This is a genomic window from Fusobacterium ulcerans ATCC 49185, assembly GCF_900683735.1.
In the GTDB taxonomy this organism is placed as follows: domain Bacteria; phylum Fusobacteriota; class Fusobacteriia; order Fusobacteriales; family Fusobacteriaceae; genus Fusobacterium_A; species Fusobacterium_A ulcerans_A.
In genome coordinates, this window is record NZ_LR215979.1 from 3,228,213 (window position 1) to 3,250,697 (window position 22,485).

23 protein-coding genes and 1 pseudogene are annotated in these 22,485 nt (G+C 29.3%); 12 read left to right on the top strand and 12 right to left on the bottom strand.

All coding sequences use genetic code 11. The features are described from left to right. Positions 1-68 precede the first annotated feature (68 nt). On the bottom strand, positions 69-539 hold the full coding sequence (gene hutX / locus E0E45_RS14460) for a heme utilization cystosolic carrier protein HutX (protein WP_130891813.1): 471 nt from the start codon (positions 537-539) through the stop codon (positions 69-71). 84 nt (positions 540-623) lie between these two features. After that, on the bottom strand, positions 624-1,421 hold the full coding sequence (locus E0E45_RS14465) for a DUF5131 family protein (RefSeq protein ID WP_130891814.1): 798 nt from the start codon (positions 1,419-1,421) through the stop codon (positions 624-626). A 256-nt stretch (positions 1,422-1,677) separates the two neighbouring features. On the opposite strand from E0E45_RS14465, the pseudogene E0E45_RS17960 reads away from it, so the two are divergent. Further along, positions 1,678-1,958 (top strand): annotated as a pseudogene (locus E0E45_RS17960) (IS3 family transposase); the annotation flags it as partial. A 66-nt stretch (positions 1,959-2,024) separates the two neighbouring features. On the opposite strand, the gene E0E45_RS14475 reads toward E0E45_RS17960, so the two are convergent. The 4 genes from E0E45_RS14475 to E0E45_RS14490 all read right to left on the bottom strand — a co-directional run bounded on the left by E0E45_RS14475 (position 2,025) and on the right by E0E45_RS14490 (position 6,954). Then, positions 2,025-2,663, bottom strand: a complete 639-nt coding sequence (locus E0E45_RS14475) for an aspartate/glutamate racemase family protein (RefSeq protein WP_130891816.1) — start codon at positions 2,661-2,663, stop codon at positions 2,025-2,027. After that, positions 2,660-3,880 carry a M20 family metallo-hydrolase gene (locus E0E45_RS14480; protein ID WP_130891817.1) on the bottom strand — a complete coding sequence of 407 codons (1,221 nt, stop codon included), beginning with the start codon at positions 3,878-3,880 and terminating at the stop codon, positions 2,660-2,662. Before E0E45_RS14480 ends, E0E45_RS14475 begins: the two co-directional genes overlap by 4 nt. Before the next feature lie 11 nt (positions 3,881-3,891). Next, a complete protein-coding gene (locus tag E0E45_RS14485) occupies positions 3,892-5,304 on the bottom strand; it encodes a sodium:solute symporter family protein (protein WP_130891818.1) in 1,413 nt (470 codons plus the stop codon). A gap of 261 nt (positions 5,305-5,565) precedes the next feature. Further along, the gene (locus E0E45_RS14490; protein ID WP_197730061.1) at positions 5,566-6,954 is read right to left on the bottom strand and encodes a dihydroorotase; all 1,389 of its coding nucleotides are present in this window, start codon (positions 6,952-6,954) and stop codon (positions 5,566-5,568) included. Positions 6,955-7,120: 166 nt separating this feature from the next. On the opposite strand from E0E45_RS14490, the gene E0E45_RS14495 reads away from it, so the two are divergent. Together E0E45_RS14495 and E0E45_RS14500 are read left to right on the top strand one after the other, a co-directional pair. After that, entirely contained in the window at positions 7,121-8,017 is an 897-nt protein-coding gene (locus E0E45_RS14495) for a LysR family transcriptional regulator (protein ID WP_130891820.1), read from the top strand. Positions 8,018-8,168: 151 nt separating this feature from the next. Next, a complete protein-coding gene (locus E0E45_RS14500; protein WP_130891821.1) occupies positions 8,169-8,522 on the top strand; it encodes a macro domain-containing protein in 354 nt (117 codons plus the stop codon). Between the two features lie 193 nt (positions 8,523-8,715). Here E0E45_RS14500 and pepV read toward each other — a convergent pair whose 3' ends face one another. Genes pepV through E0E45_RS14525 form a run of 5 tightly spaced genes read right to left on the bottom strand, consistent with a single transcriptional unit; the run spans position 8,716 to position 13,084 of the window. Further along, the gene (pepV, locus tag E0E45_RS14505) at positions 8,716-10,113 is read right to left on the bottom strand and encodes a dipeptidase PepV (protein ID WP_130891822.1); all 1,398 of its coding nucleotides are present in this window, start codon (positions 10,111-10,113) and stop codon (positions 8,716-8,718) included. Between the two features lie 20 nt (positions 10,114-10,133). Beyond that, positions 10,134-10,439 (bottom strand): PTS sugar transporter subunit IIB, encoded by a 306-nt coding sequence (locus tag E0E45_RS14510; RefSeq protein WP_130891823.1) that lies wholly within the window; start codon positions 10,437-10,439, stop codon positions 10,134-10,136. A 35-nt stretch (positions 10,440-10,474) separates the two neighbouring features. Next, positions 10,475-11,785: a PTS sugar transporter subunit IIC gene (locus E0E45_RS14515; RefSeq protein WP_130891824.1), complete on the bottom strand. Its 1,311-nt coding sequence runs from the start codon at positions 11,783-11,785 to the stop codon at positions 10,475-10,477. A gap of 13 nt (positions 11,786-11,798) precedes the next feature. Further along, positions 11,799-12,764: a N(4)-(beta-N-acetylglucosaminyl)-L-asparaginase gene (locus tag E0E45_RS14520; protein WP_130891825.1), complete on the bottom strand. Its 966-nt coding sequence runs from the start codon at positions 12,762-12,764 to the stop codon at positions 11,799-11,801. Further along, complete coding sequence (locus E0E45_RS14525) at positions 12,764-13,084, bottom strand: PTS lactose/cellobiose transporter subunit IIA (RefSeq protein ID WP_005951865.1); 321 nt, start codon at positions 13,082-13,084, stop codon at positions 12,764-12,766. The genes E0E45_RS14520 and E0E45_RS14525 overlap by 1 nt, the downstream gene beginning before the upstream one ends. A 256-nt stretch (positions 13,085-13,340) precedes the next feature. Here E0E45_RS14525 and E0E45_RS14530 point away from each other — a divergent pair, with 256 nt between their 5' ends. From E0E45_RS14530 to E0E45_RS14570, 9 genes are all read left to right on the top strand, one after another. Beyond that, a complete protein-coding gene (locus tag E0E45_RS14530; RefSeq protein ID WP_130891826.1) occupies positions 13,341-14,441 on the top strand; it encodes a replication initiation protein in 1,101 nt (366 codons plus the stop codon). 333 nt (positions 14,442-14,774) lie between these two features. Then, complete coding sequence (locus E0E45_RS14535) at positions 14,775-15,269, top strand: MarR family winged helix-turn-helix transcriptional regulator (protein ID WP_130891827.1); 495 nt, start codon at positions 14,775-14,777, stop codon at positions 15,267-15,269. Beyond that, on the top strand, positions 15,266-15,454 hold the full coding sequence (locus E0E45_RS14540) for a cysteine-rich KTR domain-containing protein (RefSeq protein WP_130891828.1): 189 nt from the start codon (positions 15,266-15,268) through the stop codon (positions 15,452-15,454). The genes E0E45_RS14535 and E0E45_RS14540 overlap by 4 nt, the downstream gene beginning before the upstream one ends. A 62-nt stretch (positions 15,455-15,516) precedes the next feature. Beyond that, entirely contained in the window at positions 15,517-16,140 is a 624-nt protein-coding gene (locus E0E45_RS14545) for an AAA family ATPase (protein ID WP_130891829.1), read from the top strand. Next, complete coding sequence (locus E0E45_RS14550; protein ID WP_130891830.1) at positions 16,137-17,462, top strand: MATE family efflux transporter; 1,326 nt, start codon at positions 16,137-16,139, stop codon at positions 17,460-17,462. The genes E0E45_RS14545 and E0E45_RS14550 overlap by 4 nt, the downstream gene beginning before the upstream one ends. A gap of 16 nt (positions 17,463-17,478) precedes the next feature. Continuing rightward, on the top strand, positions 17,479-18,027 hold the full coding sequence (locus tag E0E45_RS14555) for a GNAT family N-acetyltransferase (protein WP_130891831.1): 549 nt from the start codon (positions 17,479-17,481) through the stop codon (positions 18,025-18,027). 561 nt (positions 18,028-18,588) lie between these two features. Further along, positions 18,589-19,677: an AI-2E family transporter gene (locus E0E45_RS14560; RefSeq protein ID WP_130891832.1), complete on the top strand. Its 1,089-nt coding sequence runs from the start codon at positions 18,589-18,591 to the stop codon at positions 19,675-19,677. Positions 19,678-20,002: 325 nt separating this feature from the next. Continuing rightward, positions 20,003-20,479, top strand: coding sequence for a GNAT family N-acetyltransferase (locus E0E45_RS14565; RefSeq protein ID WP_130891833.1), 477 nt, complete (start codon positions 20,003-20,005; stop codon positions 20,477-20,479). A 117-nt stretch (positions 20,480-20,596) separates the two neighbouring features. After that, positions 20,597-21,118, top strand: coding sequence for a GNAT family N-acetyltransferase (locus E0E45_RS14570; RefSeq protein ID WP_130891834.1), 522 nt, complete (start codon positions 20,597-20,599; stop codon positions 21,116-21,118). A 126-nt stretch (positions 21,119-21,244) separates the two neighbouring features. Here the strand turns inward: E0E45_RS14570 and E0E45_RS14575 are convergent, their stop codons facing one another. Then, complete coding sequence (locus E0E45_RS14575; protein WP_130891835.1) at positions 21,245-22,399, bottom strand: antiporter; 1,155 nt, start codon at positions 22,397-22,399, stop codon at positions 21,245-21,247. Positions 22,400-22,485 lie beyond the last annotated feature (86 nt).

Genomic DNA, 22,485 nt, shown 5'->3' on the forward strand with positions numbered 1-22,485 from the left:
AAAAAATGTATTTATTAAATAAAAAAATCCCTTACAGCAAAATCGGCTATAAGGGAAATAATTTTTTATTATAAGTTATTGAAACTTTCTAAACATTCTTTTATAAGTTCTTTCTTTTCATCTCTTGGAACATAAACAGCAAATATTTCTTTTTCATCTTCTCCAAAGAATTTTATAGAACAGCTTTTTCTTCCATACATTACATCTTCCACAATAAATATTTCCTTTATTTTAGAAGCTGATAAATGCCCTCCTATTGAAGATGCCTCATCATGAAAATTTAAAAATCCATGTGAATAGAATCCTTTTGGAAATTTATCTTTTATCTCTAAAACAAAACTAGGTGTAACAACAAGTAAAAATACTTTTTCCCAACTTCTCAATATATCAAAAAGTTCATCTAATTTTGCTATGTCATATTTTCTTACTGTAGGTGCATGTCTTAATACCTCTATAAATGATAGATTCAAGTCTTTAGACACTTTTGATAAAGATACTCCCTCTTCATTTTTCAATATTTCTTCAATTTTTTCTTTCATAAATTCCTCCTAGTATAATTTGAATATAGAAATATATTATAATACAAATATTTTTATAATCCAACATTTTTTTGAAATTTATGATTAATTATTTTTTATATTAAAAAGCTGCATCTGTTCATCTTCAGTTATTTCTTTAAGTATTATTGAAGCTTTCTTTCCTTTATAATTTAATCCAGATTTTTCTGCCTGTTCCCTTTGTAATTTTTTAGGAATATGGTATTTCTTTCCATCTTTTATGAAATGCTCTCCTGTTTCAAAAAAATTAAAAGTTGTATCATATTTCTTGCACTGTTCATAAAGATTTTTTATCCAGTCATAATCACAAGGTCTGGCTCCAACATAATTTTCTCCACTGGCACTTACATCAGTTATTATTCCAGTTTCCAAATATTTTTCGATATTTATATTTCCTAAAATAGGAGCTACTACTACTCCTTTATATTTAAATGGCAATTCTAAAAGAATAGGTATTCTTTCATCTGCTCTCTTTTGATTTTCTGCTGTAATATTGATACATACATTGTCCCATCCCTCTTCCCAATCAAATGGAAGTACTTCTTTTATTCGTTCAGGTCTTTTTGTCAGTATCCAGAAAATAATATCAGTTCTGATTCGTATTATATCCCATATTTCTTCTCTCCATTCATCTGCTTCTTCCAGAAAGAAATCTGAAGTCATACAAGTATAAAGAAGAGTCCCTTTTTTTATTTTATAATTCCCTTTTCTATCTTTTTTCAAAGGAAGGTTAAAATTATTTTTTACTTTGTATACTACATCACTTCTTTGTCCTCTTTGAGCATCCAAATAATACATATAGCAGTTTAAGCACCCTTCACTTTTCTTATAACAACCATGCCATGGATTCCATATTTCACTCATTTTTTCTCCTATATGAAGCTTTTCTATTCTTTATCTGCATAATAACATTTTTATTCTTTGATTTCAAATTTTATATCTCATAACTTTCATATTTTATTTATAATGATTTGCCAGCCACATAATTCTTCATTTAGCAGCTTAAATAGCTAGTGTACTCTAGTTAGTTTTTTCTTCAAAATCAATTGATTATTTACTATATCTTCTTACAACTATTTTCTTATATATTGTGCAATCTTTTCTTTATTTCCTCATACTATATCAACATAACTTTTACATAAAAAATTTAGAAGAAAGAAAGGTGCTTTAAAGTATGTCAAGGAAAAGAAGTAGTCTAGACAATGGAGTAATGGAAAGTTTTTTTGACATAATGAAATCAGAAATGTTCTATGAGCAAGAAAATAATTATAGGACAATAGAAGATTTAAAATCAACAATATCTGAATATATAGATTATTATAATACTAAAAAATAAAGGTAAAATTAAAAGGATTAACTCCTATACAATACAGGAATCAATCCTTATTAATCAATGTTTAAAATAACTTGTCTAAAAAAGGGTTCATTAGAAATCTTTTACTTTCTTTTTTCATTATAATTCATTGTTTAATTTTGATAATTAACCATTCCTTCTGCTATCATCAAAGCACAAACTATTCCATCCAATACCTTCACTTTAACTATTTTTTCTATAGTTTTATCTATTCCTGCAAATCCAGCACAGCCTAGTACCAAAATTTCTGCCTTATCTTCTTCTATTGCTTTTTTAGCTGCAAAGATTAATTTTTCTTCCAAAGTAGAATTTTCCAGCCCTTCATCTGGAGTCCTTACAGACTTCAAATATTTCTTTAAGCCATATTTAGCTACCAATTCCTTTTTCAAATGAGTAGTTTTATTACTAGAACCTATTACAGAAAAATTTTTTCCTAAAAGTGAAGCTATTTTCATAGAAGCTTCACCAATTCCAATGACTAATTTATTGGATACTTCCTTGGCTGCATCTAGATTAGGATCAAGATGGCAAGCTATTATAAAGGCATCATATTTATCTTGATTTTTTTTTATACATTCTATCAATCCCTTTCCTACCATTGCAATATCTTCATAACTTCCTACAAAGGCAGGAGAATCTTCCAAAGAAATGCTCTCCAGTATAAATCTATCCTTTACAAAATTTCTAGCGCTTTCATCTATTGCCTTGGTCATTTTTACATCACTATTGGGATTTATTATAAGTACTTTCATAGAATCACCTCTCCTAAAATCTCTTCTTTATCCAATTCTAAAACTGTGTCCAACAATATCTGTGTTCCTTTGGCTATTTGTTTCTCTGTCGAATATTCCAATGGTGAATGACTTATTCCCCCAACACTGGGTATAAATATCATTCCTGTAGGAACCTTATAGGTGAATTCTTTTGCATCATGTCCTGCACCACTTGACATTTCAACTCCTCTATAATTATTTTTTTCCGTTACTATTTTTATTTTTTCTATGATATTTTTATCCAATAATCTAGAAGGTTTATTAATTGTTTCTTGAAAATCAAACTTAAAGTTATAAAATTGTTGAGAATATTCTTTTAATTTTAATATAAAATCATCTATATTTTTTTGTTCCAAATCTCTTAATTCCAATAGTAAAGTGACTTCTCTAGGGATTACATTATACATACCAGGTTTTACTTCCAAATCTCCAATTGTAACTACAAAAGGATGTTTATATTCCAAAGTCAAATCATTAATTTTCCCTATAACTTTTCCCAATACTTTTATTGGGTCCTTTCTTAAGTTCATTGGAGTAGTTCCTGCATGATTGGATTCTCCCTTTATGGTTATCTTATATCTTGTAATTCCTACTATTCCATCTACTATTCCAATATCATATTTGTTTTCTTCTAAAAATCCTCCTTGCTCAATATGTAATTCCAAAAACACACCTACTTTGTTCATATTTTTAGTTGAATTTTTAATATTTTCTAAGTTTAAGCCATAATGAGACAACTTTTCTTCTAAATCTTTTTCTTTGAGATTTTGTCTACCAGTCATTACACGACTTCCAAAGGTTCCTCCCATTTCACTACCTTCTTCTGCATTAAAAGCAACTATCTCTATAGGATGTTTCATAGATATATTATTTTCATTCAGGCATTTTACAACTTCCAAAGCTGCTATTATACCTAAATTACCATCATATAGCCCTCCATTTTTTACTGTATCCAAATGAGAACCTATCATTATAGATTTTTTATTAACATCTTTCCCCTCTCTTCTTCCCAAAATATTACCAACTTCATCTTTGATTACTTTTAAATTACTTTCTAAAAATAATCTTTCCAAAATATTCAAAGCTTGATAATATTCTTGACTAAAACCTTCTCTTGTAATTCCATCTTTTTCCTTATAACCAATATCTCCAGTTTTATGTAAATTTTCCATTAATCTTTTTATATTAATTTTCATTTTATCACCTTTTATTTAAAGAATCTTTCCATTACTCGCTCTGGAGGTGGTGGAGTCATATAACTTACTAATAAATTTGCTATACTTGATGTCAAGATGGCTGGTAATATAGGCATCCAACCAAAGGGATTTCCCAATATATACCAAATTATAGCTGTTGCCACTCCTACTATCATTCCTGCTAATCCTCCTTGAGAATTAGATCTCTTGGAAGTAAACCCAATGATTATTGTCATTGCCAGCATAGAACCTAGTATTCCAACCATATTTGCCTGTATCATCAAAACAGTAGAAGAATTATAAAGGGCAGATACTATGGTTATTACCCCAACTACCAAGGTAGTTACCTTAGATATTTTCAATATTTTATTTGAAGAAGCATCTTTATTTATAAATTTTTGATAAATATCCCTTGTGGCTACAGTCCCAGCTTGCAACAATACTGAAGATGCTGTGGAAATTGCAGCCCCTAAGATAGCAGCCAATACCAAGCCTCCAACCACTGGATTCACCATTTTTACCATAGCAGTACTTGCTACCAAATCAATATTCTCTATATTTGGCATTAAAATCCTCATTCCTAGACCGATCAGCATTAAAGGTAAGTAAAATAATATAAATAATATTCCTGATACTCCTTGACTCATTCTAGCTACACTGGCATCCTTACAAGCATTAAATCTTGTTATCAATTGTGGTAACCCAAAGTTCCCTATTCCCCAAGTGATACACCATGATATTGCTAATCCTACACTTATTTTCCCTCCTGCAAAAGGGTCCAAAAGTGTCTTATCCATATTATATAATGATACATGAAGATTAACAATTCCTCCAGTGGCCTTTAATATAGAAAAAAGTAAAGAATATGTTCCAAATAATATAAGAACAGTGGTCAGAACACTTGTCCAAGCAACAGAAACCATTCCCCCCATGATAGTATACAATATAAATACACAACCTACTATTATTGCTGACCATTGAGTAGAAATTCCTGTTATAGTCTTTATAATTGATGCTGATGCAATCAATTGAGTCATTGTAAATACCACTGTGGAGAATAATATCAATACTGCTGCTAATCCACCATGTACTTTACCATACCTTTCATCTAAAAAATCTGATATTGTCACTCCACCAAATTTTCTTAATTTAGCTGCAAAACTTGCTGCCAAAAGCACAGTAAATATCAATGTACCTGCCCAATTCCACCAGCCACCCCAGCCAAACTTATAATAATATCCCATATAACCAATAAAAGATACTGCACTCAATACTGTTGTAAAATATGCTGCTGCACTGGGTATCACCCCCAAAGTCCTGCCAGCTACAGACCAATCTTCACTATTTTTTATAGATTTTGAAGCTCGATAACCAATGAAAACCAACAAAGCAAGGTAAGTTATTAAAATTCCTATATATATCATCTTTACCTCCTTAAAAATTATTTTTTATTATCTTTATCCGTTTTATCTGTTACTATTGCTGCTATCAATGGTAAAAAACTCAATACTAAAAAGAATAACCAAAATAATTTTAATGAATTAGGTATAATATTGCCCATAATTACCTCCTTTTTCTAAGCTTTATTTAGAATATTATCTTTGTAGCAATGATTTATTTGTTCTCTAAAGCTTCCATTATTTACAAAATAACATAACTCCTAACCTAACAAAGCTATTTTCAAATTATTTATTATAAGTTTCTATTAATTTCCCCCAACCTTTAGCCTTTTCATCAACAACACCATCTTTCATTACTACCTTTCCTCTGACAATGGTATAAATGGGAGTTCCTTTCAATTGTTTACCTTCAAAAACTCTAGAAATTTCTTTTGCCTTTGAGTAATTTTTACTTTTATCCACAGTAATAGTTTTGTCCATATCTACTATTACAAAATCTGCATCTGATCCAACATTTATTACTCCTTTTTGTGGAAATATTTTGAAAGCCTTGGCTATATTAGTAGACAGTAAATCTATACATTTTTCAAAGGAAAGTTTCCCCTCATTTACTGCATTGAGCATTAGAGGTAATCTCAAATCTACTCCTAAAAATCCTGATGGAGCTTTGAATATATCATCCCTTCCCTTTTCCTTTTCTTCCACAGTATATGTAGCGTGATCACTGCCAATAAAATCCACTGTTCCATCAGTAACATATTTCCACAATCCATCTACATCTTCTTGTTTTCTCAAAGGTGGATTACATTTTGCATAAACTCCATGCTTTATTACATCTTCCTCTGTCAAAAATAAATATTGTGGGCAAGTTTCCAAGTATAATTCCATTCCTTCACCTTTGGCTTTTTTGATCATTTCCATGGCCTCTGGAACTGTTGTATGACAGAAGATTAGCTTTACTCCAGTATCTTTTGCCAACAACAATAATTTAGATACAGTTTCAATTTCAGCAAATTTTGGTCTTGACAAACAATGATAAATAGGATCAGTTTTACCCTCTGCCCTAAATTTAGCTATCATACTGGTAATTATATCGTTATTTTCTGAATGGACTGCACATAATTTACCAGTTTTAGCAACAGCTCTAAACCCATGATACATTTCCCCATCATTGGCCATTGTTAACCCTATAAATTCTGTATCTCTTCCCTCTGGAGCTTCATGTAAAAAAGTTTTAAAAGCTACTATTCCTGTTTCTCCCATTTCTTTTATTTTATCAGGAAATTTTGCTCCTGCTGCCCCATAAAAAGCAAAGTCCACCACACATTTATCGCTGGCATCTTCTATTCTTTTATCTAAAATTTCTTTAGAATATTGAGGTGGGTTAGCTATAGGATGCTCTAAAATAGTGGTAACTCCCCCTGCTGCTGCTGCCATGGTTTCAGTAAAAAAAGTTCCTCTATCTGGTCTTCCAGGTTCCCTTATGTGCATATGAGATTCTATCATTCCTGGCAACAAGTATTTTCCAGCTGCATCTATAGTTTTTTCAGCTTGAATCCCCTCAATATTATCAGTTATTTCTGAGATCTTTCCAGCCTTTACCAAAACATTTCCACAACAAAAGGTACCATTTAAATAAATTTTTGCATTTTTAATCAACAAATCAAATTTCATAATATTTACCTCCTTAATATTTTATTGAGTTTTTACTTTTTTTGTGTTAATATCAATCTATATGTCTTATTAAAAAATATATCATAAGATTTTATAAAAAAATAATATTAGTATCACATATTAAATATTATAAAACCTAATATTTAATAAAAAGAGGTGATTTATTATGAATAATTTAGAAATAGAAGCATTTACTATGATTATAGAAACTGGAAGTCTTTCCATGGCAGCTAATAAACTATTTGTATCTCAATCTACCATTACCAATAGACTAATTGCACTAGAAAATGAAATAGGAGAACCCCTTATCTTAAGAAAAAAAGGGCTCAAGAAAATAGAGCTCACACACAAAGGTATTGAATTTATAGAGTTTGCCAATAGATATATTTCTGTTCTGAAAGATATTGATCTATGGAAAAATAATCTTTCTCCCAATATCATTAAAATATCTATGCCCCATAGTATTAATTCATACCTTTTGAAAGAATTTATAAAAGATTATTCTTGTCAACATAACACTAAATTTTCTATAAGTTCCCATTGGAATCACATCATATATAATATGCTAGATAGCCACCAATTGGATCTAGGTCTTGTTTCTAGACCATTTGCATCAAAAAACTTAATTACAAAATATTTATTTTCTGAATCTATGGTATTAATCTATGATAAGCGATTTTCTGATTTTAATGAAAAAACTACCTTAAATGATTTAAAATTAGAAAATGAAATATTTCTAGACTGGGGACCTGATTTTGATCTATGGCACAATGAAAATTTTCCCAGTATCATTTTTCCAAAAATTAAAGTGGACTCTGCAAATCTCATAGAGTTTTTTCTCCAATCAAATAATGCTTGGTCCATTGTACCAAAATGTGTAGCTTATGAATTAAGAGATTTATCTCAAAATAATATTTCCATTTTAAATTTAGAACATTTACCTACAAGGAAAATTTTTTTAGTAAGACAGCTTAATTCCATTTCATTAAGTAAAAAAGTTATGGAGAATTTCATTGAAAAACTTACTAATTTTCTCCAAAAATCTCCCTATATTATTTTTTAATTTTTTATATTTTTGGAAAAATACTCAAAAGTAGCTTGGTAAAATTTATTTTTCCAAATTATTTTTTTATTAGTTTATAATTATGCTAATATATTTCATATTTTTATTGAAAATGTTATGATGGTGATTTTAGGTGTGATTTTGGAATAAGATGAATGATATGAGTCTAGATATAATAAAAGATGATATTGCCAAAATGTCTGTAAATGCCATTATCAATGCTGCCAATTCATCTCCTTTGGATGGATGTGAGATATGTAACATTCATTACAAAAGTGACCTTATTATTCTCAATGAATATAAGAAAGCTGTAATTACCACTGCTGGTCTACTTGATCCCAAATATGTGCTCCATATTGTGGAAGTTGTTTTGAATGGAGAAGAGCTTTCAACCAATTGTTATATTAATTCCTTTCAATTGGCTGTAGAAAATAATTGTAAATCTATAACTTTTCCTTTTATTTCTTTTGAATCCTATAGATATCTCAGAGATAAAGCTCTATAAGCAGTTTTATTTGATGATGGAACTTTTAATCTTGGTAAAAATATAACGAAAATTTAAAACCTAAAAATTAAGAAGATAAGGATTTAAGGTTTACTAAAAATAAAATTTTTATTTCTTAGATTTAAATTTTTATATTTATTTTCAAAATATAAAAGAGCTATCACAAATTTGTAATAGCTCTTTTATTTATTAATTATTTAATCAATACTCCAAGCTTCAATATAGCCCTTGCATATATTTCCATTCCCTGTTTCAACATATCAAGATCCATACATTCATCAAAGCTATGAGGTTTACCATTATATTCTTTAAAATTAGGACCAAATGCTACTGTATTAGGCATTAGTTTCGCATATGTTCCCCCACCTAATGCAGCAGGTTCCTCATTTCTTCCTGTCACACTTGTATATACATCTTGTAGTTCTTTTACTAGAGGATGAGCCTTCTCAAAATAAAGAGGTGCATTATGATTTTCTTTAAAGAATACAACTCCTCCTTTTTCTCCTGCTATTTTCAAACTTGAATCAAGAGTTTTCTCATCTATAGAAGCAGGATATCTTATATTAAATTTTACAAATATCTCATCATCTTTAATATTTGTTATCCCTGCACTTATTGTCAGATTTCCTACTTCTTCATTGACAGTTTTTATACCCAGTTTCTCTCCATCTGAACTTTCACCAATATAACCTGAAATAAATGATATAAATCCTTTTGCTGCATCTTCTTTCCCAATAATCAGATCAAGGAATCTATACATTCCTAAAAGTGCATTCACTCCCTTATGAGGTGAACTTGCATGAGCTGATATTCCAGTACAGATTATTTCTGCTGTATCTTCTTCATAACTTACTGTATATCCTGCTTTAGTTGATATTTTTATTTCACTGAGAACTTTCTTTATATTCTCTTTAGGTATATTTCTCACTTTAGCTATACATTTTTCAGGTACTATATTTGATCTTGTTCCTGCTTTTATCTCTATCAGTTTTGAATTTTTCCAGTCTATCTTTTTTCTAAATGAAAATGTATATATCCCCTTTTCAGAAAATATTACTGGAAATCTTCCATCTGGAGTAAAAGCATATTTTGGTTCTTTTTCTCTTGCCAGATAATATTTGATATCTTCATCTCCGCTCTCTTCATTAGTTCCAAATATTACCCTCACTCTTTTATTAAATTCTGGATGTGTATCCACTACAGCTTTCAGAGAATACAGAGCTGATATGATAGGAGCTTTATTGTCAATAGCTCCTCTTGCTATAAGCTGATTATTTACTATACACCCTTCATAAGGGGGTACACTCCAGCTAGCTTCATCCCCTTCGGGCACTACATCTATATGCCCTAAAATAGCTATATATTCTTCTCCCTCTCCATACTCAGCATATCCAATATAATTATCTAGATTTTTCACTTTAAATCCAAGGCTTTGAGCTATTTCCAGTACTTTGTTCAAACCTCTTTTAAGCTCTGCTCCATAAGGAGCATCCCCTATTTTCTCTGCTTTTACAGTTTTTATTCTTATAATTTCAAGGATACTTTTTAAAGCATCATCAAAATGTATATCGATATATTTTTTTATATCCATAGTTTTCTCCTGTGGTGCAATTAGTCAATTAAAGAAAGAGCAAGTTCTAAAACTTTATCTCCTTTCATCATACCATAATCCATAGTATTGATGATTTCTACTTTTTTCCCAACAGTTTCTGCTACTGCTGCTAGTTCGGCTTTTTTATATTTTACTTGTGGTCCTAATAGAAATACATCATAGTTATTAAGGTTTTCTTGAAATTTTGCTATACTTAAAGCATTTATTTCAGTTTCTATTCCTTTTTTTACAGCAGCTTCCTTCATTTTTTTAACCATAAGACTTGTTGACATTCCTGCATCACATAATAATAATATTTTCTTCATAGTTTTCCTCCTAATTATTTATTTTAAATTTCTAATTATTTTCCTTCATTTTCCATTTGCTCTAATCTTTCCATTTCATCTTCCTCTTTTTTACTAGCCTTGTCTATTATTCTAAGGAATGGAAGATAAATCATTGCTCCAATGATAAGATTTACTATTTGAATAAGAGATCCAGTAATATCTCCTACTGTTAAAAATCCACTGATTATTGCTGGTGTAGGCCAAGGAAAAGCTACTCCCAAAGGTTTTGATACAATTCCAAGATTCATTGTTATATACTGTGTAGTTACCATTACCATAGCAACTAAATTAAATGGTATGAGCATAATAGGGTTAAGGATTATTGGAAGTCCAAATAGAATTGGCTCATTTATATTAAATATTCCTGGAATAGTTCCAATAGCTCCAACACTTCTTATATGTTTACTTTTTGCAAAGATTAATATAGCTATAAGAAGAGAAAGAGTAACTCCTGCTCCTCCCATCCATACCATATCAAAAAACTGCTCTGTTATTACATGAGGAAGAGGCTGTCCAGCTTGCAGTGCTGCTATATTTTCTACTTGATTTTCCAACCAGAAAGGTCTTACAAATCCATTTACCATTGAACCACTGTTTATTCCAACAGACCAAAGAATTGATATAGCAAAAACTGTAAATATAGAACCTATATATGAAGTTCCAAGAGATTTTAATGGTAAAGCCAACATTCTATATACAAAGTCATGTATTGTTCCATAATCTGTCTGCATCATAAGAAGTCTTAAAATAAGAGCTGCTCCAAGGATAACTGTTCCAGGAATAAGAGCTTCAAATGATTTTATAACTTCAGGTGGTACACCATCAGGCATTTTTACAAGAATATTTCTATTAACGAAAAATTGAAATATTTTTACTGTTAATACTCCAATAACCATAGCCACAAACATCCCTTTACTTCCAAGCCAGTCAAATGTAATAACTGCTCCATGTTCAGTGGAATATCCCAATGGAGTAAGTATTAAGAATGAAGCTAAAGACAGAAGCCCTACTGCAATGCTGTCCAGCTCAAATTGTTTAGCAAGCTGTTGAGCTACTAAGAAAGCTACATATAGAGCTATAAGTGAAAATGTAGCACTTACAGGGATATCAAGAACATCCTTCCATCCTTCACCAAATAAACTAGTCATACCTCTTTGATATGCTGGTAATGGGAAAGCTGAAATCATCAAAAATATAGATCCAATCATTAAAAGAGGCATCATCATTATAAATGCTCTTCTTATTCCATTGATATATTTGTTCTGTGCTATCCATGCAGCTACAGGAACAAGTTTGTCTTCCAGTATAGTTATAACTTTACTCATCATCGTCTCCTTTTTATATTTCTTCTAATGGTTTTTGTATGTTTTTTTTGTAAGCTTCCATGTATTCTTTTGAAGCTATTTCAATTTTTACTTCATTGTTTCCTTCTATAGGATATGCAAGATATACTTTAGGTTCATTATCTGGATCAGCTGCAACAAATGAAAACTCTACATTAGTTCCAATTCCCCATTCACCTTTATTATTCATTGCTATAACTGATATAGCCCCTGCATGACCTCTTCTTTTTTTCAATTGATCAGAAAAGTCTGCAACTGCTGATTGAGCTGCTTCTGTAGGGGACATCCCTCTTTTCATTCTTTGAACTGTTTCATAAGAAAGACATCCTTTCATTATATCTTCTCCAAGTCCAGTAGCTGCTGCTCCACCAGCTTCATTATCCACATAGAATCCTGAACCAGATACAGGTGAATCTCCTACTCTACCTCTTTTTTTCATAAACAGCCCACTTGTAGAAGTAGCCGCTGCCATATCTTTCTCTGAATCTATACTTATCATACATACTGTATCATGTCCATCATAAGGGGAAAGATTTTTTTCAGTTATCTCTTTCATTCTTAATTCCCAAGTTTTTTTCGCTCTTTCAGTAAGCATATTCTGTCTTATGAAACCATTCTTATGAGCATAAGCCTCTGCTCCCTCTCCAACAAGGAATATATTGAATCTGTCTGCACTGAGTTTTCTTGCTATACACACAGGATTTTTATAGTCTTTTATTCCAGCTACTGCTCCAATAGAAAGTGTCTTTCCATCCATAAAAGCAGCATCCAGTTCAACTTCACATACTTCATTTGGAAGTCCTCCATACCCTACTGATTTATAGAATGGATAATCTTCAACTTCCATTATTGCTCTTTCTACAGCATCTTGACATTTTCCACCATTTTTTAATATATCAGCTCCCAGAGTAACCCCTTCAACAGCCATTCTCCACGTAGCAATCATAGCCCATTTTTTCATTATTTTTCCACTCCTATTCTTCTATATACATCTATCAGTTCTTCAACTAATTCTCTAGCAAGGATCGAGTTCATAAGGTGGTCTTGAGCATGAACCATAAGAAGATTCATAGCTATTCCATTCCCATCTGCTTCATTACATATAAGTTCTGTCTGCATCCCATGAGCTACAAGAGATTTTTCTCTTGATTCTTTTAAAAGTTCCTCTGCTTTATCAAAATTTCCAGTTTTTGCTTCTCTTAATGCTTCATAAGCTAAACTTCTTGCTTCACCAGCGTTACCTACTATTGTCATTGCCACTTCTTCTAAATCTAAATCCATGTTCATTACCTCCTTGATATTTTTGATTTTTTTAAGGTCATACTTATATTAGCACTAGTCAAATAAAATGTCAAAAATCACATTTTTATGACCGTATATCGTTTTTAAAGTTCCAATTTAATTATTATTCTTGAAATAAAATATAGTATATGGTATGATTTAGTAGGTATAACGAAAATAAAATATTCTTATTTCGTTTAACTTTAAGAAAAAAAATATTCAAAAATATAAAAAAATTTTTAGGAAGGAGCTTTTTATGAATTTTGATATACTTCAAAAAGATATCCAGATAGAATTTTCCAAATATCTCAACAGAAAAGAAAGAACTCTTATCAAGTCTTTAACTATAAAAGATAAAAATGTAACTCTTCCTTTTAAAGAATTTTTAAAGTATCTAGATTTTGAAACTCAGGAAGAGGGAATAAAATTTCTTAATTCATTTATGAATAAATATATTATCCTTTCCTCAACTAATTCTAAATATCTTGCATATTTAAATATACTTCAATCTTTTTATATATCTGGTGATGATATAACACTGATATTCCCAGATGAAATAGCCAGTTCTTTTAAAAAAGGAACTAACTATGAAAAACTTGGAATCAATAGAATGCTTACATTCAGAGAAAAATTTTCATATCGTCTATATCAATATGTGAAAAGAGCTACTGAAAACAGTGTATATATTCCTATGGAAACTTTAAGAAATCTTCTTGAAATCAAAGAATCATATAAAAGATATTATGATATTGAAAAAAACCTGCTTATGCCAGTATTGAAAGATCTTGAAGATAATGGGCATCTTCCCCTTTTATATACTAAGAATAAAAATGGAGATTATAAAAGTGCAAAAATACTAGGAATCACTCTTGAAAAACAGATAGTAGAAAATAGTAATACCATTATAATAAATGATATTATGACGAAAATAGGAAAAGAGGTTAAAAATTTTACTGAAATATACTCTATTGTATTAAAAGCTTTAGCAGAACATGGGGAAGAATATGTTAGAAACAACACAGATTATGCTTTAAAGAATTTCACTGGAAATTTTGATATCTATCTGGAGCAACTCCTGCTTAAGAATACTCCTGTAGAAAAAGCATTTCTTACAGTTAAAAAGAAATTTAAAACTCTTTTTGAACTCCATATGGAAGTATTAAAGATAGCACAAAAAGAAAGCCATTATCCATCAAATTTAAAATTTCTTATTAAAATTTATTCTTTAAAAGATGGTGAATCAACTGTTTGTGATGGAAAAGATATCTCAATGAAGATAACATATAACAAAAATGATTTTTCATATATAGAAGTGTTCAGACAAAAGATGAATGAAGATGATATAAAAATAGATTAACCTAACAGGAAGTTCTCCCTCTTCTTTACAATAAAAAACAGAAAGAAAATTTCCTAGTAAAACTATATTTCCTTATGAATCTAAGCTATATAATTGGAATTCTATAACTAAGACTATTAAAATTATCTTTTTTACTATATTCCATATTTATTTTCCATATTATATTTTATCATTTACTTTATTTTTATAATGTAAATTTATACACTATAATTTTATCTGTAACAAAACATATTATTCTTCTCAAATATTAATATATATAATTTATCTTGACAATATCCGATTTCGGATTTATAATAAAATTAAAATTCCACATTAAACTTTGGAGGAACAGCTATGTTGAAAATAGTCAAAGAACAAAATTTAGAATTAAATCGTATTTGGAGAATGCAAGACCAATTGTATCAAACTTATGCTACTCATTGTCATTTATCTTCAGTATCTTTTTGGATATTATACACCTTGAATGAAGCAAATGAAGTCTATACACAAAATATTCTTGCTGAAATGTGGTATTTTCCAAGGCAAACAGTTAATTCAGCAATCATGAATCTTGTAAAAATTGGATATATAAAACTTGAGCAAATACAAGGGGCAAGAAATAGTAAAGCTGTAATATTAACAGAGCAAGGGTTAAATATATGTAAAAATATTGTTACCCCATTAGTTAATGCAGAACTACGTGCATTATTAAAAATGTCTGAAGAAGAACGTCAAATGTTCCTTGAGCTTTCCAATAAACAACAGCGTTTGTTACAAGCAGAACTTAATATGATTTATCAAAATGAAATAATAAATTTTGATTTAATAAATAAGGAGATACAGAAATGAGTTTAGAACAATGGATTCTATGTCCTTTCTGTAAAAGCAAAACTCGAATAAAAATTCGAAATGATACAATATTAAAAAACTTTCCATTATTTTGTCCTAAGTGTAAATATGAAACACTTATAGATGTAGAAAAAATGAATATATTGGAAAGTAAAGAGCCAGATGCAAAGACACAGAGCCGATAATCAGTATTTTAGATATGATTATCGGCTTTTTATATATAAAACAAAAATGGAGGAACTATACAATGAAAATTATTACCATAAGTCGAGAATTTGGAAGTGGTGGCAGAGAAATAGGAAAACAACTTGCTGATCAACTTGGTTTTGATTATTATGACAAAGAAATTATTACTGCTATTGCAGATAAACATGATATGGATAAAAACTATGTGTCTGAAATATTAGATAATAAAAGATGGCAAACTATTCCCTTAACTTTTTGTTGTTCCTTTACAATGGTGAATATAATGCAATCTATCAAAGTTGATCTATTAGTAGAGCAAACACAAGTAATCAAAGAAATTGCAAAAGCTGGAAAAAATTGTGTTATTGTTGGGCGAAATGCGGATGAATTACTTAAGGATTATCACCCTTTTAATATTTTTATCTGTGCTGATATGAAATCAAAAATTCGCCGTTGTATAGAACGAGCTACAAAGAATGAAAATTTATCTAGAAAAGAAATGGAAGAAAAAATTCGTAGCATTGATAAAAACCGTGCTGAAGTTCGTGAAATTATTACCCACAAAAGTTGGGGACTCCATACTTCCTATCACCTTATTGTAAATGCTTCCAATTGGAACTTAAAAGAATTAACATCAGCAATTGCAGTATTTATAGAAAGCTGGTTTAGGAGGTTAAAACAATGATTCAGCTCTCAGATCATTTTAATTATAAAAGACTTTTACATTTTACCTTTCCTACCATCATCATGTTAATTATCAGCTCTATCTATGGTGTGGTTGATGGTTACTTTGTATCAAACTTTATAGGTAAAATACCCTTTACTGCAATTAACTTTGTTATGCCTTTTCTTTTGATATTAGGATGTACAGGATTTCTATTTGGAACAGGTGGTGGAGCATTGATTGCTAAAACAATGGGTGAAGGCAAACGAGAAAAAGCCAGTAAACAGTTTTCTTTATTAATCTATACATCTGCAATATTTGGTATTATTCTAGCTGTATTTGGTATTATAGTACTACGCTGGATCATATCTGTATTAGGTGCAGAGGGCCAGCTATTAGAAGATAGTATCACCTATGGACAAGTGGTTTTACTTGCTATCCCTGCATATATTCTACAATGTGAGTTTCAATGTCTGTTTGCTACAGCAGAAAAACCAAAACTTGGTTTATATGTTGCAATTGGAGCAGGAATAACAAACATTATACTTGATTTCCTATTTATTGTTGTATTTAAATGGGGACTAGTAGGTGCAGCTGCAGCTACTGCAATTGGCCAATTTATTGGTGGTATTGTTCCTGTAATTTATTTTGTTCGTCCCAATGGTAGTCTACTCCGACTTACTAAAACAAATTTTGATGGTATAGCTTTATTGAAAACTATTTCAAATGGGTCTTCTGAATTATTGACCAATATTTCTACCTCTGTTGTTAGTATGCTTTATAATGTACAATTATTAAAATATGCAGGAGAAGATGGCATTGCAGCTTATGGGGTTTTATTATATGTTGCGTTACTGTTTCAAGCAGTGTTTATTGGTTATTCTGTGGGAACAGCTCCTATTATAAGTTATCATTATGGGGCAAAAGATTATGGTGAATTAAAAAATTTACGTAAAAAAAGCCTTATCATTATAATGGGATTTGCTATCTCTATGTTTGTAATAGGAGAACTGCTTTCAAAACCTATTGTAATGATATTTGTAGGTTATGACCATGGACTGATGCATATGACACAGTATGCTTTTATGATTTATTCTTTTTCATTCCTATTTTCTGGATTTGGAATTTGGGGTTCCAGTTTTTTCACTGCACTAAATAATGGATTAGTCTCTGCTCTCATTGCTTTTATACGTATTTTGGTATTTCAGGTTGTAGCTGTGCTTGTCTTTCCATTAATTTGGCAGTTAGATGGTATTTGGTTTTCTATTGTTGGGGCAGAAATTATGGCGACAATTGTTACAGTCTTGTTTCTAATTTATAAACAGAAAAAATATCATTATTAAAAATTGAGGTGTAAATATGAATTTATTAATTAAAAATGTTGCTTCTGATTTTAAAGATATGAAAATACTTGAAAGTTTAAATAATGAGGCATTCCCAAAAGAAGAACGTATGGAACTTCATGAAATGATACAGTTAATTTCCCAAAATACAATTGAAGTAACTGCTGTTTATGATAATGATACTTTTATTGGTTTTTATGTTCTATCTATTCAAAGATCTACTGCTTATATACTTTTTTTTGCAATAGAGGGTTCTAAACGCAGATTGGGCTATGGAAGTAAGGTATTGGCATTGATGAAAAAACAGTATGTCAATTGTCAGATTGTTTTAGATATGGAGATTATTGATAAAGAAGCAGAAAATATTGAACAAAGGAAATCTCGTAAAAAATTTTATCTTCATAATGGTTATTATGAAACAGGCTTCTTTCTAAACTATAACAATTTAATAATGGAAGTATTGTGTACTGATGTAAAGTTAGATATAAATAACTTTCAGGCACTATTAAATAACCTGAAATTAAAAAAAATATCATTTGTATTAACTAAAATGGATTTAAAATAAAAAGAAATGATATTAAAGTTAAAAAAACTAATAGTAAAATAAATTAGTCAAAAAAGTTATGATTCCCTCCATTACCTATGTCAATCAGCTACCTTAAATAAAAAAATGGTATATGTTTGGATATAAAGATAAGACAATATCCAATAGAAAAATCTAAATTACAGTAAAATAAACTAGGAATATAAGAACTGATTGAAATATGAAAAAATATATACTAACAAATATGATTTTGGAAGAAAAGTGTGCTTTATAAATCTTTAAGAAGAAACTATTTATAAAATATTAGATATTTTTCTATTAATATCATTAGGTGAAGAAATTTTGAAATTACATTATTAAAAAATAAAGATATTTGGATGAATTGACCTCCCACTTAAAATACTAAATGACAGAAAATTTTTTCAGAAATTTAAGATAAAAATCTACCAATACAATAAATTACTCTATATAAAATAGAAGGTTATTTAGAGAATAAAAAACAATTTCAGAAGTATTTCCAAAAGATATTTATAAAATATATATTAAATAAATTATTTAAAATTATTGATTAGGAGGTCTAATATGCTACAAAAAATTATACAGCGTAAATGCTTTATCATAAATATTGCTTATATTATTGTTATTGTCATACTCATATTACTGACAATTTTTACAGCAAAATTATTTATGCCTTTTTGGATTGCTCTATTTATTTCTACTATATTGCAACCAATTATACATTTATTAAAAGAAAAATTAGGACTAAAAAAGAAAGGATTATCCACAATCATACTATTTCTTTTTTATTTATCACTAGGGAGTGGTTTCATATTTGGTATGATAGAAATTACAAATTTACTAGAAGATATTTTTCAAAGTTTCCCTCATTATTATAAAAATACTATTGCACCAGTACTTAACTCTTTAGGTAATTATATTATCCAGATATGTTCTTTCATACCAAATGAATTTCATCCAAATATGGCAGAGTTACAAATGAGTATAGTATCATGGGTAGAAAACTTAGTATTTTCAATTTCACAATATGGTCTTATTTTTTTAGGTAGTATGGCTAACCAGTTAACTTCTAGCTTTTTATCTATTTTAATGACTATACTACTTTCATATTTTATAGTGATTCAGTATGACATTGTAGTTTCTTTTTTGAAATACCAATTACCTAATAAGGTTCATACATTTTACATAGAGATAAGTCCCTTATTAAAAAACTCTGTAATAAAATACCTTAAGGCATCTTTAATCTTAATTTTTATTACATTCATTGAACTGGCAATAGGACTTAGTATTATAAAAGTAAATAATCCAATTGGAATTGCTTTAGGAATTGCTTTATTTGATGCTCTACCTGTTTTGGGAACTGGTGGTATTATGATACCATGGGCAGTTATTGAACTACTAAACAAAAACTATTTTTTAGCTAGTGGACTTTTCATCCTTTATATTGTAATTACTATCATACGTAGGGTATTAGAAGCAAAAATTTTAAGTATACAGCTTAATATTAATCCTATTGTTGTATTACTTGCTGTTTTAATTGGGTATGAGCTGTTAGGAGTTTTAGGAATGATTTCATTTCCAATTATTAGCTATATTTTAACAATACTCCATGATACCAAAAAAATTAAATTATATAATAATCTTCCTAAATAAACATATGAGCCTGATAGTTAAAACTTATTTATGACTATCAGCTTATTATTTTTTATAAGTGAATATTGAAAAAATATTATTTTCCTTTTTAAAGGATAATTTTTCATTCCCTAGATTTTTACTAGACATTGTCAAACAGATTATTTCCAAAATATGGTATCTAAAAAATATTAACATAAAAACCTATTTATTAAATTTATATATTTTAAACTATATTCCATAATTTTTTCTCCACTACTCTTTAAAGTTAAAATTAAAATTTATATATTTTATTTTGTTGTTTTCTTTTAACTTTAGCTATATAATATTCTAAAGAGGTGAGCCTATGATATTAAGAAAATATAAGTCTGATGACTGCCTTAATTTACTTAAACTTTTCTATGATACAGTCAGAACTGTAAACAAAAAGGACTACAATGATAAACAGCTTTCTGTATGGGCTCCTGATAATTATATTGAAGAAAAATATGATATCTGGCAAAAATCTCTTTCTGAAAATTTTACTGTTGTAGCTGAAATAAATGGAGAAATTGTAGGTTTTGGAGATATAGAAAAAACTGGTTATCTTAATAGATTATTTATACACAAAGACTATCTGCACAAGGGAATCGCCTCAGCTATAGTTAAAAAACTGGAAGAATATGCAGATAAAATATGTATATGCACAATAATAACAGAAGCTTCAATCACAGCAAAGCCCTTTTTTGAAAGGCTGGGATATACTTTAATAAAAGAACAGCAAGTAGAAAGAAAAGGAATTTTTCTTACTAACTATGTCATGGAAAAATATATATTAAGATAAAATTTTATATAAGAAATTAAACTTAAGTATATCATTTCTATTTTAAATTATATCATAAAATAATATGTATATAGTCAATAATAATTTTTGCTGAGGGATATCACACAAGGAGTTGATATGATTAGAAAAGCTAAGAATAATGATATAGAAATCATTTCTAAAATCTATATAGACAGCCGAAGAAGAACTTACAAAAATATTCTTCCAGATGATTATCTCAATTCACTAACTTATAGTCAGGCAGAAAAAAAATGGGAAGAGTATTTAAAAAATGACAATAATGTCATTTTTGTTCATTTAGATGATGCAGGAGCTATTACATCTCTTGCAGCAAGCAAACCTTACAGACATCTTAAAAATTGTCTTTATTTAGATTCGCTTCACGTATCTCCTGAATTTCAAAGTAAAGGAGTTGGAAAATCTCTGATCTTAAAAACTGCTGCTTTTGCTTTGGAAAATAATTATGACAGTATGACTATCTCTATTCTTAGAGGAAATAACAGAGCTGAAAAGATTTATCAATATTTAGGAGCTGTATATCTCAATGATTTTATTAATTATTTTGACAATACTTCTGCTATGTCCACAATATTTATTTGGAAAGATTTACAAAAGTTAATAAGCAAGCACAGCAAATAATATAAAGTAAAGTTTTTAATAAATTTTTATCCATAAAAGTTAAAAGGATTGATTTCTGCATTGTACAGAAGTCAATCCTTATTAATTTATATAGCGCTTTATTCACTATACCTTTTGCTCATCTTATTACTTACCTAGAATAGAAACCATAATTTGTGGTAATATAACAAGTCCTACAGTTGCAACTGGTTGACAAGCTGCATAAAAAGCTGCTACTCTGTCATCATTAGAAACTGAAATAAGAGCATTCAATGCTGGTGCTGAAGTCATTGCTCCAGTTGTTGCTCCAAGAGCAGCAAACAATGGCATTTTAAATATAACTTTAGCAACTATATAAGCTGCAATAATTGCAACTAAACTCATAATTACACCAACTATAAATAGTTTTACACCATATTTAGATAAAGTTGCTATAAATCCTGCTCCTGCCTGTGCACCATTTTGCAATAGGAAAAGAGAAATTCCTAAATCTCTTATAGGCATAAGTGTAGTTTTTACAGGTTGTAAACTGATTTTTCCTATTCTTCCAATAGCAGATACTATAATTCCTGCAATAATTGTTCCTCCTGCATTTCCAAGAGAGAAAAATGTTCCAGAACCTAAAGGAATTTTTATAGAACCAATTATAACTCCTATAACTATTGCAAATGCGACAATAAATACTCCTGGTCCATCAACTACTATAAGTTTTAAGTCTTTTAAATTAGATAATCTTTGAGATAAAGGTGGATCTACCATCTTATCATTTTCTTCTTTAATGTTAACCTTTAAAAATTTAGGAACTATTTGTACAAACATTACTATGCTTATTATTCCAAAAACATATGCCAATCCATAACCTACACTTGCAACAGTTGATGATGTGATCTCAACAGTAGCTGCAAGAGAAGCTGTACAAGTTAAAGCTCCTGCTGCAATTCCTAATGCCAAATCAACAGGAATATCAAAAAACTTAACAGCCATTGCTATAGTTAAAGCTGCTGACAGCAAAATTGCAAAAGATGTACCTAAGAATCCCCAAAAGTTAGCTTTAAGATTACTAACAAAAGATGGTCCTGCTGATAGTCCAACACTTCCTAAGAACAAAACAAGTCCAACTGAACCAATTATACCAGGAACTTTCATCCCAAAATGTCCAAATATAAGTGCTACTATTAAAACCCCTGATGTTCCAAATTTTAATCCTCCAAAAGATATTCTTCCAAATAGATATCCCAACATTAATGCTAGAAAAATCATAAGAACTCCATTAGAAAAAAACATTTTAACAATACTTTCCATTCGTACCTCCTAAATAATATAATGTAATTTATATAAGATTTTTAAAACTATATTACTATTATTTTTGTAATATATTATTAAAAATA

Bases quoted from the DNA above. Each gene is read 5' to 3' on its own strand.
- hutX (WP_130891813.1), bottom strand. From the start codon at position 539: ATGAAAGAAAAAATTGAAGAAATATTGAAAAATGAAGAGGGAGTATCT.
- E0E45_RS14465 (WP_130891814.1), bottom strand. From the start codon at position 1,421: ATGAGTGAAATATGGAATCCATGGCATGGTTGTTATAAGAAAAGTGAA.
- E0E45_RS14475 (WP_130891816.1), bottom strand. From the start codon at position 2,663: ATGAAAGTACTTATAATAAATCCCAATAGTGATGTAAAAATGACCAAG.
- E0E45_RS14480 (WP_130891817.1), bottom strand. From the start codon at position 3,880: ATGAAAATTAATATAAAAAGATTAATGGAAAATTTACATAAAACTGGA.
- E0E45_RS14485 (WP_130891818.1), bottom strand. From the start codon at position 5,304: ATGATATATATAGGAATTTTAATAACTTACCTTGCTTTGTTGGTTTTC.
- E0E45_RS14490 (WP_197730061.1), bottom strand. From the start codon at position 6,954: ATGAAATTTGATTTGTTGATTAAAAATGCAAAAATTTATTTAAATGGT.
- E0E45_RS14495 (WP_130891820.1), top strand. From the start codon at position 7,121: ATGAATAATTTAGAAATAGAAGCATTTACTATGATTATAGAAACTGGA.
- E0E45_RS14500 (WP_130891821.1), top strand. From the start codon at position 8,169: ATGAATGATATGAGTCTAGATATAATAAAAGATGATATTGCCAAAATG.
- pepV (WP_130891822.1), bottom strand. From the start codon at position 10,113: ATGGATATAAAAAAATATATCGATATACATTTTGATGATGCTTTAAAA.
- E0E45_RS14510 (WP_130891823.1), bottom strand. From the start codon at position 10,439: ATGAAGAAAATATTATTATTATGTGATGCAGGAATGTCAACAAGTCTT.
- E0E45_RS14515 (WP_130891824.1), bottom strand. From the start codon at position 11,785: ATGAGTAAAGTTATAACTATACTGGAAGACAAACTTGTTCCTGTAGCT.
- E0E45_RS14520 (WP_130891825.1), bottom strand. From the start codon at position 12,764: ATGAAAAAATGGGCTATGATTGCTACGTGGAGAATGGCTGTTGAAGGG.
- E0E45_RS14525 (WP_005951865.1), bottom strand. From the start codon at position 13,084: ATGGATTTAGATTTAGAAGAAGTGGCAATGACAATAGTAGGTAACGCT.
- E0E45_RS14530 (WP_130891826.1), top strand. From the start codon at position 13,341: ATGAATTTTGATATACTTCAAAAAGATATCCAGATAGAATTTTCCAAA.
- E0E45_RS14535 (WP_130891827.1), top strand. From the start codon at position 14,775: ATGTTGAAAATAGTCAAAGAACAAAATTTAGAATTAAATCGTATTTGG.
- E0E45_RS14540 (WP_130891828.1), top strand. From the start codon at position 15,266: ATGAGTTTAGAACAATGGATTCTATGTCCTTTCTGTAAAAGCAAAACT.
- E0E45_RS14545 (WP_130891829.1), top strand. From the start codon at position 15,517: ATGAAAATTATTACCATAAGTCGAGAATTTGGAAGTGGTGGCAGAGAA.
- E0E45_RS14550 (WP_130891830.1), top strand. From the start codon at position 16,137: ATGATTCAGCTCTCAGATCATTTTAATTATAAAAGACTTTTACATTTT.
- E0E45_RS14555 (WP_130891831.1), top strand. From the start codon at position 17,479: ATGAATTTATTAATTAAAAATGTTGCTTCTGATTTTAAAGATATGAAA.
- E0E45_RS14560 (WP_130891832.1), top strand. From the start codon at position 18,589: ATGCTACAAAAAATTATACAGCGTAAATGCTTTATCATAAATATTGCT.
- E0E45_RS14565 (WP_130891833.1), top strand. From the start codon at position 20,003: ATGATATTAAGAAAATATAAGTCTGATGACTGCCTTAATTTACTTAAA.
- E0E45_RS14570 (WP_130891834.1), top strand. From the start codon at position 20,597: ATGATTAGAAAAGCTAAGAATAATGATATAGAAATCATTTCTAAAATC.
- E0E45_RS14575 (WP_130891835.1), bottom strand. From the start codon at position 22,399: ATGGAAAGTATTGTTAAAATGTTTTTTTCTAATGGAGTTCTTATGATT.